The following is a 15,302-nucleotide window of genomic DNA, read 5'->3' on the forward strand; positions in this document are numbered from 1 at the left end:
TATATTTAGATAACTAAAAATATCACAAATCTATATTGATGCCTAACCTAGACTGATTCTTTTGAGAAAGAAGTTAAAATCGCTCTATTACTCCAATGACACTAGCTCTTTTATTTTTTTCGTGGCTTTTAATTGCTCCTGCACCTGAGTCAATCATTTCTATAGAAATCAGTGAAGGTCAACTAGATGCTATTCCAGATTTTGATACGACTTCAGATGAGATCAAGTTTAGGCAAGCCTATTGGGCAAAGGTGGTCGTAGAGGTGGAATATGAAGGCGATTACGTGCTCAGTGGAGGAAAAAAATACCTTCGCAATATGACATTTTTTGACGCCTCCAAAACGAAAATAGGTACAGGCAATAGCCTGGAGGTCAGGTTGAATAAAGGAAGGAGTACGCAATATATTTTTTATCCCTTTCTAGATCCCAAAGATGAAAAAGTTTCTATAAAGCTCACGCCCGCAGCTGAGTATTATAAGAGTGCTCAGGCCGAACAAATGATGAAAACAGGATTTTTGGTCATTGTATTTTTTCTATTTGTGCTGAGTCTGGCATTTTACATTGTTAGCAGGCGAGCCGAAATAATATATTTGGAATATGCGCTGTATTTGTTTTCAGTTTTTTACTTTTTTGCTTATCAATACGGCTTTTTCGGATACTACTTCAATTGGGTAAACCATATACATCCTTCTCTTATTTGGATCACATCTGCATCAATTACGGTTACTTACATTGCATTTATACAGTCGTTTTTACATTTGAAAATGACGGATCCTGTACTTCAAAAAGTGTTGAATTATGGGATGGGGTTTGTAGCATTTATTGTACTGGTAGAGAGTGTTTCATTTATTTTTTATTTTGATGTTCAGCATTCCATCTATTTCACTTCATTTTCCTTAATTGTTCAACTGAGTGCAATGTCTTTTTGCTTGTATAGAATATATAAGATTAAGTCCGTGCTGAGCAAGATTGCTCTTTTTGGAGCAGCCATTTTAGTGTCTACCACTTTATTTGGTCAGCTGGCCTCCACACTCAAATTAGTTGATCAGACCAATTATTTTGTAATGGCTGCCTTGACCATGGAAATCTTCATTTTTAATGTGGGGATAGGAATTAGAATGGCCTTGACCAATAAGGAACGCGAAAAAGCCCAAAGTTTACTGATTGATCAAATGAGAGTGACAGAACAAATACAAAAAGATCAGAAAGAAAAACTCGAAGTGGCAGTATCTGAACGTACCGAAGAACTGGCCGAAAAGAACAAGCAAAATGAAATGTTGCTTGCTGAAATACACCATAGAGTAAAAAACAACTTACAAACCATAAGCAGTTTTTTGAGTATCCAACAGCGCAAACTAAAGGATCAGAGCAGTAAGCAGGCCATTATTGATAGTAAGAATAGAGTAATCGCTATGGGATTGATCCATGAGCACCTTTATAAAAATGCTTCTTATGCAGAAATAGATTTCGCTTCTTATTTGAAAGAATTGGTTCAAAATTTAGTGAACATTAGTACTGCGCTCGACCAAAAAATTGAATTGAGTTTAAATATTTCCAAACTTCAATTGGAAGTAGAGAATGCCATTTTACTTGGGTTGATTGTCAATGAATTGGTAAACAATTGTCTCAAGCACGCTTTTACGGATGTTAGTGAACCAAAGCTTACCATTTCTTTTATCACCAGCAACCAACAAACTATTCTCAGTGTAAAGGATAATGGAGTAGGAAAAGTAGAGGATTTAAAATCATCAGATTCATTTGGTTGGAAAATCATTCAAGCACTGGGAGAACGGTTAAAAGCAAAAATAGAAGTTGGACAAAGGGAAGGCTTGCAAGTGGAAATTAAACTTGACCCAGAGTATGTTAAAACTGATTAAGCGTATTGTAAATTCCAGACATGAGCGCTAATCTATTTTTATTGCATCTATACATTTGATTAAATTACTGTTTAAACTCAAAACGGAATAACATGCGTATCAATGTACTAGTCGTGGAAGATGACCCGATCACAGCTGAGGATATTTCCGAAGTTTTGCAGGAATGTGGTATGCATGTAATGGATAAGGTACCTTCTGGTGAGTCAGCGTTAGAAGTTGTTAGAAATAAAAAGCCTGATGTTATTCTGATGGATGTAAACCTGGAAGGAGAATTGGATGGCGTAGTTACTGCTTCCATGTTGAATGAAACAGATAATATTCCTCTTATTTATTTAACAGCCAATTCGGATAAAGTAACTGCCCTGAGAGCTATCAATACTCACCCCAGTGCTTTCATTACAAAACCATTTGATGAATCGAATGTCATTTTTGCTATTGAATTGGCTTTTAGTAATCATTTGAAAAAGATATTTGAATCAGAGCAGCAGAATATAAAATCTCAAGAAGCAATTTTTCTAAAACGCGGAGATATTTTTGAGAAAGTGATGCTATCGGATATATTGTATATTAAGGCAGATGGCAGCTATTCACATGTATTCACTAAAAATGGGAAGTACGCCTCTTCAAATAATCTGAATGCTGCTTGTAAAAATCTTACGATGCCAAGTTTTATGAGAATTCACCGTTCGTACGTAATCAATACGGATAATGTCACAGGGTTTGATGTGGATTTTGTCTATTTCGATGAGCAATACGTTCCCTATAGTAAGAATAACAAGGAAGAGTTGTTGAGAAGGTTTAAGAGGATGACGTAACCACTATGCATTGTAATGCACAGTGGTTAGCTACCTTCATCTATTAGATATTTTGATTTAACACATTTCCGCTTGCGTTTCCAGAAAATGTAATGTTGTTGTTGAGATCTCCATGGTCTACAGTATTGCTGCCATTTTCAATCACGATACCATAACCCTTGCTGTTGTTAATTTGACAATTCGTCATTTTGAACTCCATTGTTGATGAATCAAAAATCAGATTGGCTGCTCCAGTTGTACCTGGGAGCTGAGCCGCTCCGCCGCCAGAAATATTCAAATAGTCGAAATTGAATAAATTAACACTATGTGGACTCTGCATATGGATACCATTCCAGCCTGCGACTGCATCCGCAGCTTCTATGATGACAGGGTTTTCTGAGGTGCCTTTCACAAATAGGCCGCCATTGTTACTGCTGCTAAATACCATGCTTCTTGCCGCATTTACCTTGAGGTGTGCGCCAGCCTCAAGCGTGAGTCCATCATTGGATGAGGCGCTAAACGTTAAGTTTTCATAGAGTAAATAATAGTTGTCAGCACCTAAGTCGGGCAATTTGTAACCTCCAGTAGGGGCAGTAGCGTTCGTCTGACTCCAGATTTCTACCGATTCTGCTGCACTGTTATCGAATGTCGTGGTTTTCGCTGAGCTACCAGTGTGCAATAATGCGTGAATGAAATCGAGTGGCCCAACGATAGCGGCTTGTGCGTTTCCATCAAATGTATTCTCATCACCACTAATTGAAGATGAACGAGTAGCTGTTGGGGAAATATATAAACCGTATCCTCCAGAACCAGTAATAGTACAATCGGAAAAGGAGGTTAGATGGCCTACTACAAATACTGCAGCCTTTTCTAGAAGGGGATTTCCAGAGATATTGATGAAGTCACTTCCAGCATCTTCTATGGTCATTCCATTGAAATTGTTGTTGGTTCCGTTCAGGAACACACCTTTCCATTTGGCACCATCCTTTCCTTTGATTGAAGAACTGTTGGACTGCATACCACCACTAAAAATCAGTGACTGATCAGCTTCCATGGTTATCTCATTGGATTGTAGGTTTACAGACTGACCAAATTGGACGCTACCTTCAAAATGAATTTTGGCTCCGTTGCCGAAAAAGATATTACTACCGGTACCAGCAATTGATGTGAGTTCGCCATCGCCAATAATAGTAGAATACCCAGCACCTCCCAAAGTTGCGTTTAAACTCAGAAAATCATCTAGACCTCCATAGACGGCATGCTCAGCAGTAATTGATGATACAGTAGACCCCGTATTTGTATTATATTCATTATCTAAGAAATAAACTCCGTAGGCACCCTCTGCACTCGTGTACATACTGCTTCCATCTAATGACAATGTACCATCATTAATAATCATCGCTTTTTCTTTATCGGTAAACGCGCTATATCCAGCTTCACTAATTGTACTGCTATAGATATTGACGGTTCCGCCATCATTGATAAGTATCCCCTTCCATCCTGATTCATTTAAGGTTTGCAAGTTGGCCTCATAGAGTGTCAAGGTTCCATTCACGATTAGACCTGCATTAGCTCCAAATTGAACGATGACATCAGTATTGATGGAAGCGGCACCACCATAGGGAATGGTAATGTCTTCAGTTATGCAATAATCTATACCGTTCAAGACTCTCTTGGTTAGTCCTGCAGATAAGAATTGTTCGGCAGTGATGTGTAAACAGCCGCTAGCTGAGAATGAAATGTTCGATGTCCAGTTTTCGTCATCAATGCTCATGATAAGATCATAAGTGCCTTCTTCAGTAACGGAGAAAGTAATGGTTTTCATTTCCGGATATGAACCAGAAAAACCACTTGATATATCGTTACCATCCGCATCGAGTATCTGAGCATTTGAAGGAATACTATTTGGTGAAATGTAGAATGAAAAGTTTTCCTTGGAAGGCTCTAAAATTTCTATAGTTATGAGTTGTCCAGGATTAATGGATTGCGGAAATTCAATGGATAATTGAATGCCAGAATCCCCGTCTTCGTCATCTTCAAAAATGCTACAGCTGATACATAGGACGCTGATACTAAGTAAGTAAAATAATTGCTTCATGATTCTATTGATTTAGGTTCAATTCTCAATTCAATGCTTTAGCGTTCTTGTGACTAAAGATTTCATGCTGCTCCGGTGAAGTAAGAACTATTATTTTGTTTGTAGTGTGCTTTAGCTGCCAATGGTATGAATTTCTTTCTGAATGCATGATTTTTTTTTGTGAAGGACGAACAGGGTTATGCACTCAGTAGACACAGGTTTGGAGAAAAAAGAAATGGAACTATAAATGATCTTTATTGTTTAAATTTATTCTACATAGTTTTCAAAGAAGGAGCGTGGAATTGAAATTACATTTAATGGTTAGTGACATCAGGCAGAAGATAGTGGCTTCTCCGGTTTTATCCGATTTGACGAATGCCGTATTTTTTGGAGTACTTTCTATTCTATTTGGCTACGTAAAAATCCAGATGCCTGATTTTGGTGGTATTACGGCGGATTTCAGGGAGATACCTTTGCTCATTGGACTATTTTATCTCCGTTCTTTTTGGCCTATTCTTATTATGTGTGGCATTACCTTGGTTACACCGTCATCGGTTAGCTGGGTTACTGTTTTTAGTATGCATTTTATTGCGCTGTTTTTTACCAGGATAGCCTATGAAAAACTAATAGTCCCGATCACCTTGGATTGGCGAAAAGCCATAGGTTGGATTGTTGTATCTACTATATACTATGTCATTTTTATAGTTCCTCTCCTTATTATTTTCAATCAAATGATTAGTCCGCAGAGTGGATATGTATTTGGGAGTTACTATATGAAAATGCTTCAATTGATCAAATATGAACTGGTAGTGACCGTGTTGGTGACCACTATGTATTTGGTGCAATTAGACATTAGGAGAAGGTTAATTGAGCATGAACTTACTTTAGAACAACAGGTTAGAGACCGTACACAGGCGCTAGCATCAGCTAATGATAAACTTCAGAGTATGAATGAAAATCTGGATGATTTGGCTATCCAACGATCGTTGAAAATTAAGGATCAACTTAACACTTTAAATAAATATGCTCAAATGAATTCTCATGAATTGAGAGCTCCCTTATCAAATATTTTGGGACTAGTCAGTTTGCTGAAAAAGAAGAATGATGAAGAGGAGAGGACTTTGCTGATAGAAAGCTTAGATGTTTCAGCAGAGCGATTGGATGAGATCATTAATCAAATGAATGAGCTGTTGGAAAAAGAAATGAAATTACCTGCGGAAAGAGAAGGTAAGTAATAATTTATACCTCATTCGGAAGGGTCAGTTTGAAAGAAGAGCCTTTCCATTCCTCTGATTCGACTTTAATGGTCGCGTTTAATTTTCGAGAGGTTTCTTTTACTACATATAGGCCGAGTCCAGAACCCACGCTATGATCATTGGCCCTGAAAAACATATCAAATATGTTATCCAATGCTTTTTTTGGAATGCCTAGACCGTTGTCAGCTACAGATAATTCTATATTTCGGCTATTTTGACGCATGATAACCTTTACCATTGGGTTCGGTTTTTGATTATCAGAAAATACAACGGCATTGTGTATCAGGTTTCTTAAAATTACCTTCAATCTGGTTTCATCGGAGATGATTTTTTGATCGGAAGAAAAGTCATATTTAAGTACTACACCATTAGACGCAGTTCGTTCTTTCAAACCATCCCAAATACTATCAATCATGTTTTTGAGTTCAAACTCGCGATATTCTATTTTATCATTTTTGTTCTTTGAGTAATCAATTAGTTCATTGATAAAATGATTCATCTTGTCTGTGCATTGTTTGATCAGACCGAAGTATTCACTTCGTTGCTGTGGGTTCTTTTCATCTAAGGCAAGATTGACAATTCCCATGGTAGAAGTGAGGGGACCTCTAAGATCATGTGAAGCACTGTATACGAAATGATCCAGTTCTGTATTCATTTTTCTCAATGCCTTATTGGTCTTTTTTATATCATGAATACGCCATTTGTAAAACCCAAAGAACAAACCAATAATAAATAAAATCAAGCCCCATCGAAACCAAAGAGTTTCAAAGAAAAACGGGAGAACCGTGAAAGAGAGTTGAGCGCCAGATTCGTTCCAAATACCATCATTGTTTGAGCCCTTTACTTGGAGCGTATACTCGCCGTAGGGTAGATTGGTATATTCTATTCGTCGATTTCTAGTAGGCCCGTTCCATTGTTGATCTATGCCTTCCAGCTTATACATAAATTCGACCTTCGATGGAACTAAAAAACTCAGAGAGGTGATGTCAAATAGGTAACGGAATGTTCCTGGTTTAATCTTAACTCCATTTTTTATTGGGAATACAGAGCTGTTATCGACTTGCACTCGGGTAATATAAACCTTGGGTATTCTTTGATTCATAACTTTTTGACTCGGGTCAATAATGGCTACACCCTCAAAAGTAGGAACCCATATTTTGCCGGTCTTTTTGTCGAAAAAACTAGGTGTTGCTCCGGTGCATTCCTGACTTTCCATGCCATCGTCTTCACCAAAATATTCATAGGAAACAATATGATTAGATCCATCAATGAAATCCTGCAAATCGGTCTGTTGAACTCGTATTACCCCAATGGGAGAGCTTAACCAAAATGTACCAGATTCATCACTTACCATATCAAAAAACTTTTCCATTTTCAGGGTTGGGTGAAAGATTATTTTTTTGGACTTACCATCTTTGAATCTGTATAATCCAATATTTGTAATGAGCCAAATGTTATTCCTGTCATCCACCATGATGTTAAATATTAGTGTGCCTGAGTCATCGTTTTTAATTGAATAGTTCTTCATTTCTCCATCTGGTGAGAGGATGCTTAGACCGCCAGCATTGGTCCCGATAAGTATGTTCCCCATTTGATCCTCTTCAATTGAAAGGACATAATTGGTTGGCAGCCCTCCATAGGTGCTTTTGTCATAGACTACATGCTCACCAGCTGGGTCATACTTTATCAATCCACCGTTTCGAGATCCCAGCCAGATAATTCCTTTCGAGTCTTTGAAAATAACTCTGAGCTTATGATTAGGAAGACCTGTTTTCTCATTGATATAGGTATGTTGACCCTCTTTTATCTTCACAAGACCCCTATAATTGGCGACCCACATTTCATCTCCTTCAAAATGAATGTCACGTATTATATCTTTATTGAATTCCTCTGTAAAGGTTAGTTGCTTGACTGTATATCCATCAAAGACATTGACTTTTCCATCTTGCGTCCCTATATAGATATTGTCCTTTTCTCTATTAATAATATGAACTTGATTCGAAGATAGGCCGTCTTTAATCGTAAGGTTTGTAATGATTCCAGCTTTGAATCGAACCAAGCCACCCTCATAGGTGCAAACCCATAAGCTACCTTCTTTGTCAAAGGTTAAGTCGATGACACGTTTTCCTGGTAATCCGTCTTTTTCAGAAAAAAAATCGTAGATATTGTCTTTTGTATCGAATCTAACAATACCCCGCTCTGTACCTACCCATAGGATGCCAAAATCATCAACTATAATGTCGTTAATGATATCTTGTTCGAATGCCGGAATCGATGTGATTTGACTATTCTCAATTGCATTTATCCCATTAAGAGTTCCGATATAAACAGAGTTGTCCTTGGTATAGATGGTGCTAATATGATCGCCTAACAATCCATCATTAACTGTGAATTGGGTCGTCTTTCCTTGATTGATACAAAAAGCTCCGCTATTGTCGGATGCCACCCAAATGTTTCCTTTTTGATCTTCTGTGATTTGATGAATTGTGACACTTGGAATGTCTTTAATTTTTGATAACTCTTGATTTTTATCAATCAGGTACAGTCCGTTATTTTTAGTGCCAATCCATAGTCTATCCGCTCTATCGGAAAATAACGAAATGATAGCATTTGGTATTTCATCATTTTTAGGATGAGGGAAGAATTTTTCGCCATCATATCCAATGATGCCACTTGCACCGGTGCTTAGCCATAGTATTTCATCTGATCCTTGTGCACATTCATAAAAAGTATTGGAGGTCAGATGAGGAATGTTGGTTTGATCATAGCTGTCAAACTTATTGCCGTCAAACTTCTGTAAACCATTGTATGACATCACCCAGAGATAGTCGTCTTTGGACTGAAATACAGAGATGACATTATTTGATACAAGTCCGCTCTTGTTGGTCCAAGTATCTATGGCCAGGTCTTGAAAACCATATTTGGGTTCAAAGCCAATTTTTTGTTTCTCCTCGCCCCGAACATTCTTGAAATGGAATAGAAATAGGCAAATCAAAATCAGGAATATTCTCATAGCTGATAGTCAAAGAGTAGGAAGTAAGAATAGATATAAGGTACAGAATTTTGACTATTTGGGAAAGTCAACAATGAAATTATCCGTTAATAAACAGTGAATTAGCAGCGGTGGGCTACATCGAGAAAGCTTTATTTCACCTTAATATATGATATAGAAGAGAGATCCCAGTCTATCACTAAACCTGAAGCCAATTGATCAGCTACGTTTTTCCCATAAAGGAATTCACATAGGTAAAGAGCAGCTTCAAAAGACTTAGCTCCGCCAGCAGAGGTGATAAATTTACCATCATGAACAAATAAAACTGAATCGTGGATGACCTGACTCGGGTACCTTTCGCGATAGGTATTGATATCTCCAGGAAAGGTTGTCGACTCAATATCTTGCAGCAGTCCGGCTTCCGCCAGTACAAAAGCACCATCGCAGTGCGAAGTAACGAACTGCGCTGATTGTGCTGTTGATTTTACAAAATTTAGCATTAGCGTGTCTCGTAGATCTTTGTCCAAATGGCCTTCTGCACTGGGCACAACCAGAATGTCAATAGGAGGCAAGCTGTCAACTAGATAGTTGAAATCTGGTAAGAGTTTAATCCCTTCAAAAGTGGTGATAGGATCAAGCGTGTTGGCTACCATAAAGACATTCATTGGTTTGATGCTATCTCTGAATATGGTATGGTGAAAGATATCGTACGGAGCGGTCAGTTCAGTATTGAAAGTGCCGTCCATAATTAAGAAGGCCACATTGTAGCGACCTTCTTTTATATTTTCATATCGATCAGTTGCGCTTTCAGAATCTACCCTTATTGTGCATGAAGTACAGATCAATAGACACCAAAAAGCAATAGACTTAATCACTACTGAGGAATAGTTTGGAATTCAACAGGTGCCTCGTTGTCTTTGAACGATGCTCTAGGTTTCAAATTCAAGGTCTGGAACATTTGTTTGTCCATGTCTTCTTCTGGATTTGGAGTAGTCAACAGCTTGTCACCAGCGAATATAGAATTGGCTCCAGCCAAGAAGCATAGTGCTTGCTCTTCGATGTTCATTCTTACTCTACCTGCTGACAGTCTCACCATAGCATTTGGCATGATGATTCTAGCGGTGGCGATCATTCTGATCATTTCCCAGATTGATACTCTTGGCTGATCTTCTAGTGGAGTGCCTTCTACAGGAACCAATGCATTCACTGGCACAGACTCAGGATGTTCTTCCAGTGTGGCTAAAGTGTGAAGCATACCCACTCGATCGTTGTGGCTTTCTCCCATACCGATGATACCACCAGAGCATACGGAGATTTTAGCTTTTCTTACGTTGTTGAGCGTGTCGAGACGGTCGTCGTACGTTCTGGTAGAGATGATTTCGTCGTAGTGCTCTTCGCTGGTATCGAGGTTGTGGTTGTAGGCATACAAACCTGCGTTTTTTAGTTTTTCGGCTTGCTCTTCGGATAGCATGCCAAGCGTACAGCATACTTCCATGCCCATGCCATTCACTCCTTTCACCATTTCAAGCACTTTGTCGAAGTCGCGATTGTCTCTAACTTCTCTCCAGGCCGCACCCATGCAGAATCGTGTGCTGCCGTTTTCTTTGGCTTGTTTGGCAGAATCCAACACCACATCCACATCCATGAGCTTTTCTACTTTCACATCCGTGTGATACCTCGCTGCTTGAGGACAGTATGCACAGTCTTCAGGACAACCGCCGGTTTTTACAGAAAGCAAAGTACAAACCTGTACTTCATTTGGGTCGTGGTAGGCGCGGTGCACCGTAGCAGCGCGATAGACCAAGTCCATGATTGGGGTGTTGTATATCTCTGTAATTTCTTCTCTGGTCCAGTCGTTTCGAATGATCATGCTCAAAAAATCTTTTATAAGGATTAATATAATGGAAGCGCTAAATTAGGATATTTTGATTATTTCATGTCCTAATTCAAAAGGTTTCATTTATAACATTTGTTTCGTTTTGATATTCATCTAATTCTTTCAAAATCCATAAATTACGATCATGATAGCAACGTTTGGAGAAATTCTTTTGAGACTGACCCCACCTGATAATGGCATGATTCAGCAGATGGGTTCTTATGATGCAAATTTTGGTGGTTCGGAGGCCAATGTGGCCATTTCCTTAGCCAACTTTAAAATTCCCACTCGATTTATCTCTGCCTTGCCGGACAATGAGTTGGGTAAAGCTGCAGAATTCGAACTGTCTAAATACAAAGTAGATACGAACCATGTCAAGATCAAAGGGCAGAAAATGGGACTGTATTTTGTTGAGAAAGGGTCGTCGATTCGAGGCAGTAAGGTGATTTATGATCGCGAGAATTCTTCCTTTGCCAAAATGGTTTCTGCAGACCTGGATTGGGATAAGGTATTTGAAGGCGTTGAGAGGTTCCACTGGTCAGGCATAGCGCCTGCCGTTTCTGAAAACTGTGCAGCAGTAACCTTGGAAGCTGTAAGGCAAGCCGCAAGTAAGGGTATCGAAATATCGACTGATCTCAACTTTAGATCTTCGCTCTGGAGCTATGGTAAACATGCGGGAGAGGTGATGCCGGAGTTGCTGGAGCATACCGCGCTGATGCTGGGCGACCCGAAATCTATGGAGATTATGACTGGAATCAAAAATCCGTTCGAAGGGGACATCAAACAGCAACTGGATCAATTACCAGCTTATTATGATACGGTGTATGCCAAATTTCCAAAACTTAAGTGGATTGCTACATCGCTTCGTACGATAGTGAATGATACTCATCATCGCTGGATGGGCGTGATCTATGATGGTAGTACTTTGTTTCAGTCAGTAGAGTATGATTTGTATCCATTGATAGATCGAGTAGGAGGAGGCGATGCCTTCATGGCCGGACTGATCTACGGCCGAGCCAAATATAATGACCCCCAAAAAACGATTGATTTCGCTACAGCTGCCTCAGGTATCAAACATACGATTTCTGGTGATTTCAATTTAGTTTCTGTAGACGATATTAATGATCTTCTGAAAAGAGGAGGTGCTGGCAATATTAGTAGGTAGGAGCTCTTAGCGTTATTCCATCAGAGTTACTCTTCGGAGAACTCTGATGTGGACACTGGTTTACTCAGAGTCCCTTGCAGGTGACTCTGAGTGGGTGCTGGCATTCTATTCTGGCCTAGTCTTAGACAGTCGCTAAGACTGGGTACACCTTCACCCACCATGCCCGTTGCTCCTGTTAATATAATTTTGAGGTTCCTCTCCATTAAGCTAAAGATACATCATTCACAGCCTTCGCTAAGTTGTTGGTTATCATTTTTAGTCACAGTGGGTATATCTTGATCTTCACCAACCTTAACACAGCTCAGATCGGGATTATTGTGGATTGTGAGATGTATCAGTGATGGAAGACCACTCACGTCTAGGTTGGTGAGCGAATTACTTGATATCCATAAGTATTCTATGAGTTGGTTTTCTGCCAGACTTAAGGATTGTAGTTTGTTGTCTGATAATACTAAGGTTTCAACCAAAGGATTAGTAGATAAATCGATACTTTCCAGATCATTGGTCTTCAAGAAAATATTTTTCAAGTCACTTGCCCCGCTAAGATCAATGGCCGTGATGTCGTTGTCACTAGCAAAAAGGCGCTGCACTGCAGAATTGCTGACATCTAAAGCCTCTAAATAATTAAATGAAAGCTGCACATTTTTCAGTTTTGGTTTGTCAGACAATCCATCAATCTTGGTAAGTTCATTCGATTCTAGTTGGATATAAACCAGGTTCTCATTTTGAGTGAAGTCAATTTCAGTGAGCAAATTGGCGATCATAGATACAGAATCGAGAAGCACGTTGTTTGATAAGTCAATGGTGGTGAAATCGTTAAACGAAGCCGATAAAAAAGTCAGATTGGTGAAGCCTTCGATTCCAGACAGATCAACAATCACCGTGTCTTGGCTGGCATCAAGAATCAACCTTGAAACTGACTCAGCATCTGATTTTAAGATTCGCTGGTTGATGGTGGTGTCCGAATCTATGCCTTGAGTGATCAACTGCGCTTCAAAGCTTTTATCTGGGATTTGAGTGTAAAGATCGGATTCATCTAAAGTATTGTCTTCTTGATCACAAGAGATTAAGCTCATCACTAAGCCTAGAGTAGTGAAGGCCAAATAGAAACTTTTTGACATTATGAGTGAGTGTATTTGAGTTTTTGAATCGTTGAATTATGGCAAACGAGCAGTAAAGGAAAAGGATTGGCTAAACGATATTTTATTTGAAAAATAGATCGATCTTATATCTGTGAGAATTGGTTTTCAATTCATCACTCGAAGAATATAGGAGAGAGATCAAAGAAGCAAGTATTTGAAATGAAGTTATGTTTGAATTCAGTTTTACTTTCAATTCCATCAGAGTTACTCTTTCGAGAACTCTGATGCGCCTAACTGTTTATTCAGAGTCCCTTTCAGGTGACTCTGAGTAGTGTGGGCTTTCGGATTAACCAGATTACACAAAGTAATCTGGTTAATGAAATTTATCTAATCTCCACCTCAAATGGCATTCTTGCTTGTACGCCTTGATACTTCTCTAGCTCCTTGATAGCGTCGATATATTTAGCCATTTCTCCGTAGTTGGCATGGAAGATTCTGGTTTCAGTTTCTTCCAGTACGGAACTGAAAATTTCCTCCCATTTGGATTTCAATGTGGGGTAGTATTTTACCGCATAGTCATCAGAAATTCCAGCCTTGGATGCTGCTAGTTGAACAGCATCGTTGTAAGTGCCCAGGATGTCTACCAGCCCCCTTTCCTTAGCCTGACTACCCGTCCATACACGGCCAGAAGCTATTTCCTTGATAGCGTCTTGTGTCATGCCCCGACCTTCTGCCGCTTTGCTGGTAAAGGTTTCATAGCCTCTTTCTACTGAAGTCTGAATAATGGCTTTTTCTTGTGGGTTCAAAGCACTAGATACTCTGTATAAGTCGGAGAACTGCCCCGTACTCACGCCATCGTTGGTGATGCCGAGTTTGTTTTCAAGAAAGCCACCCAAGTTAGGAATCATACCGAAGATCCCAATTGAGCCTGTGATTGTCATTGGCTGTGCTACGATGGTGTCGCATGGCATGGCCATGTAGTACCCACCGGAAGCCGCCATATTCGACATGGAAGCAATCACGGGTTTTTCTTTCTTGGTCAACATGATTTCATTCCACATCACATCAGAGGCTACCATAGAACCACCTGGAGAATTAATTCGGATGACTACCGCCTTTACTCTTTTGCTTTCACGAGCTGCTCTAATGGCTTTCATAAATTTCTCAGAACCTACTGTTTCCAAGTCGCCATTTCCAGATACGATCTCACCGTCAGCCACGATTACAGCTACTTTGTTGGAAGAGTAGTCGGCGTCTACAGTCTTCATGTAGTTTCTCAAGTTGATGAATTTGATTTTATCATCTTGCGCTAGATCCATGCGCGTTTTGATCATGTCTTTCACTTGGTTTTCGTAAGCTACCTTGGTGATTAAGCCGAACTCTGCAGCATCCTCTGTCTTTCTCACAAGCATCTGATCCGAAATGTCACGCAGTCGATTCAGGTCAATATTTCGAGAGGCGCTGATATTTTTTAGAATGTTGTCATAAATGTCGTTGACAAATGAGGTCATTTGCTCCTTGTTGGCCTCACTCATGTCTTTTCTGAAATATGGCTCCACGGCGCTTTTGTAAGTACCCACTCGAAAGATTTGAGCTTCAATATCCAGTTTTTCGAAAAGTCCTTTAAAAAATGTCACGTTGGCATTGAGCCCATTGAATTCTAGAGTTCCAATCGGATTCAAAACAATCTCATCAGCGACTGAGGCTACATAGTAGTTGCCTTCTGATATAAATTCACCATAACTGTAAACGAATTTTCCCGAAGATTTGAAATCTTCCAAAGCTAATCTAATCTCATCCAATGCTGCATATCCACCGCTGATGTAGCCGTGCTCCATGTAAATGCCTTCAATGTTGCTGTCGTACTTGGCCGCTTCGATAGAAGCAAGCGTTTTTAATAGTGGCAACTGGGTATCTCCTTCATCTGGAAATAGTTCTGCAAATGGGTCTTCTGCCACACGTTCCGACACCATGCCGCTAAGGTTGATGTAAAGCACAGAATTTTCATCTACCACCGGCATCTCCTCAGAACCCAGCGCAGCAATCACGCCAATCATCGCAGGGATAAAAACTATAAAGAAGAGGAGACAAAAAATGAATAAGGCTGTGATTGTCGAAAGGACAGATTTAAAGAAGGACATAAACTTAGATTTCTTTTATTTTCTATTATTGCAAAACTATTA

General features: G+C 39.5%; 11 protein-coding genes. 4 read left to right on the plus strand and 7 right to left on the minus strand.

Annotated elements, in window-relative coordinates:
* The first annotated feature begins 95 nt into the window (after positions 1 to 95).
* Together R8N23_RS08975 and R8N23_RS08980 are read left to right on the plus strand one after the other, a co-directional pair.
* A complete protein-coding gene (locus tag R8N23_RS08975) occupies positions 96 to 1,877 on the plus strand; it encodes a histidine kinase dimerization/phosphoacceptor domain -containing protein (protein ID WP_318171251.1) in 1,782 nt (593 codons plus the stop codon).
* A gap of 92 nt (positions 1,878 to 1,969) precedes the next feature.
* Positions 1,970 to 2,692: a LytR/AlgR family response regulator transcription factor gene (locus R8N23_RS08980; RefSeq protein ID WP_318171252.1), complete on the plus strand. Its 723-nt coding sequence runs from the start codon at positions 1,970 to 1,972 to the stop codon at positions 2,690 to 2,692.
* Positions 2,693 to 2,735: 43 nt separating this feature from the next.
* Here the strand turns inward: R8N23_RS08980 and R8N23_RS08985 are convergent, their stop codons facing one another.
* The gene (locus R8N23_RS08985) at positions 2,736 to 4,769 is read right to left on the minus strand and encodes a hypothetical protein (RefSeq protein ID WP_318171253.1); all 2,034 of its coding nucleotides are present in this window, start codon (positions 4,767 to 4,769) and stop codon (positions 2,736 to 2,738) included.
* Positions 4,770 to 5,065: 296 nt separating this feature from the next.
* Between R8N23_RS08985 and R8N23_RS08990 the strand changes: the two genes are divergently transcribed.
* A complete protein-coding gene (locus R8N23_RS08990; RefSeq protein WP_318171254.1) occupies positions 5,066 to 5,983 on the plus strand; it encodes a sensor histidine kinase in 918 nt (305 codons plus the stop codon).
* Positions 5,984 to 5,987: 4 nt separating this feature from the next.
* Here the strand turns inward: R8N23_RS08990 and R8N23_RS08995 are convergent, their stop codons facing one another.
* The 3 genes from R8N23_RS08995 to bioB all read right to left on the minus strand — a co-directional run bounded on the left by R8N23_RS08995 (position 5,988) and on the right by bioB (position 10,866).
* On the minus strand, positions 5,988 to 9,017 hold the full coding sequence (locus tag R8N23_RS08995) for a two-component regulator propeller domain-containing protein (RefSeq protein WP_318171255.1): 3,030 nt from the start codon (positions 9,015 to 9,017) through the stop codon (positions 5,988 to 5,990).
* Between the two features lie 131 nt (positions 9,018 to 9,148).
* Positions 9,149 to 9,871, minus strand: a complete 723-nt coding sequence (locus R8N23_RS09000) for a DJ-1/PfpI family protein (RefSeq protein WP_318171256.1) — start codon at positions 9,869 to 9,871, stop codon at positions 9,149 to 9,151.
* Positions 9,871 to 10,866: a biotin synthase BioB gene (bioB, locus tag R8N23_RS09005; RefSeq protein ID WP_318171257.1), complete on the minus strand. Its 996-nt coding sequence runs from the start codon at positions 10,864 to 10,866 to the stop codon at positions 9,871 to 9,873. The genes R8N23_RS09000 and bioB overlap by 1 nt, the downstream gene beginning before the upstream one ends.
* A gap of 151 nt (positions 10,867 to 11,017) precedes the next feature.
* On the opposite strand from bioB, the gene R8N23_RS09010 reads away from it, so the two are divergent.
* A complete protein-coding gene (locus R8N23_RS09010) occupies positions 11,018 to 12,037 on the plus strand; it encodes a sugar kinase (protein ID WP_318171258.1) in 1,020 nt (339 codons plus the stop codon).
* Positions 12,038 to 12,063: 26 nt separating this feature from the next.
* Here the strand turns inward: R8N23_RS09010 and R8N23_RS09015 are convergent, their stop codons facing one another.
* The 3 genes from R8N23_RS09015 to sppA form a co-directional block, all read right to left on the minus strand.
* Positions 12,064 to 12,240: a hypothetical protein gene (locus R8N23_RS09015; RefSeq protein WP_318171259.1), complete on the minus strand. Its 177-nt coding sequence runs from the start codon at positions 12,238 to 12,240 to the stop codon at positions 12,064 to 12,066.
* Between the two features lie 15 nt (positions 12,241 to 12,255).
* Positions 12,256 to 13,158, minus strand: coding sequence for a hypothetical protein (locus tag R8N23_RS09020; protein WP_318171260.1), 903 nt, complete (start codon positions 13,156 to 13,158; stop codon positions 12,256 to 12,258).
* A 344-nt stretch (positions 13,159 to 13,502) separates the two neighbouring features.
* The gene (sppA, locus tag R8N23_RS09025; protein ID WP_318171261.1) at positions 13,503 to 15,260 is read right to left on the minus strand and encodes a signal peptide peptidase SppA; all 1,758 of its coding nucleotides are present in this window, start codon (positions 15,258 to 15,260) and stop codon (positions 13,503 to 13,505) included.
* Between the last annotated feature and the right edge of the window lie 42 nt (positions 15,261 to 15,302).

The sequence above is a fragment of the Reichenbachiella sp. genome (assembly GCF_033344935.1).
Lineage (GTDB): Bacteria > Bacteroidota > Bacteroidia > Cytophagales > Cyclobacteriaceae > Reichenbachiella.

Coding starts and splice junctions, on each gene's coding strand:
- R8N23_RS08985 (WP_318171253.1), bottom strand. CDS start 4,769: ATGAAGCAATTATTTTACTTACTTAGTATCAGCGTCCTATGTATCAGC.
- sppA (WP_318171261.1), bottom strand. CDS start 15,260: ATGTCCTTCTTTAAATCTGTCCTTTCGACAATCACAGCCTTATTCATT.
- R8N23_RS09015 (WP_318171259.1), bottom strand. CDS start 12,240: ATGGAGAGGAACCTCAAAATTATATTAACAGGAGCAACGGGCATGGTG.
- R8N23_RS09020 (WP_318171260.1), bottom strand. CDS start 13,158: ATGTCAAAAAGTTTCTATTTGGCCTTCACTACTCTAGGCTTAGTGATG.
- R8N23_RS08995 (WP_318171255.1), bottom strand. CDS start 9,017: ATGAGAATATTCCTGATTTTGATTTGCCTATTTCTATTCCATTTCAAG.
- bioB (WP_318171257.1), bottom strand. CDS start 10,866: ATGATCATTCGAAACGACTGGACCAGAGAAGAAATTACAGAGATATAC.
- R8N23_RS09010 (WP_318171258.1), top strand. CDS start 11,018: ATGATAGCAACGTTTGGAGAAATTCTTTTGAGACTGACCCCACCTGAT.
- R8N23_RS08980 (WP_318171252.1), top strand. CDS start 1,970: ATGCGTATCAATGTACTAGTCGTGGAAGATGACCCGATCACAGCTGAG.
- R8N23_RS08975 (WP_318171251.1), top strand. CDS start 96: ATGACACTAGCTCTTTTATTTTTTTCGTGGCTTTTAATTGCTCCTGCA.
- R8N23_RS08990 (WP_318171254.1), top strand. CDS start 5,066: ATGGTTAGTGACATCAGGCAGAAGATAGTGGCTTCTCCGGTTTTATCC.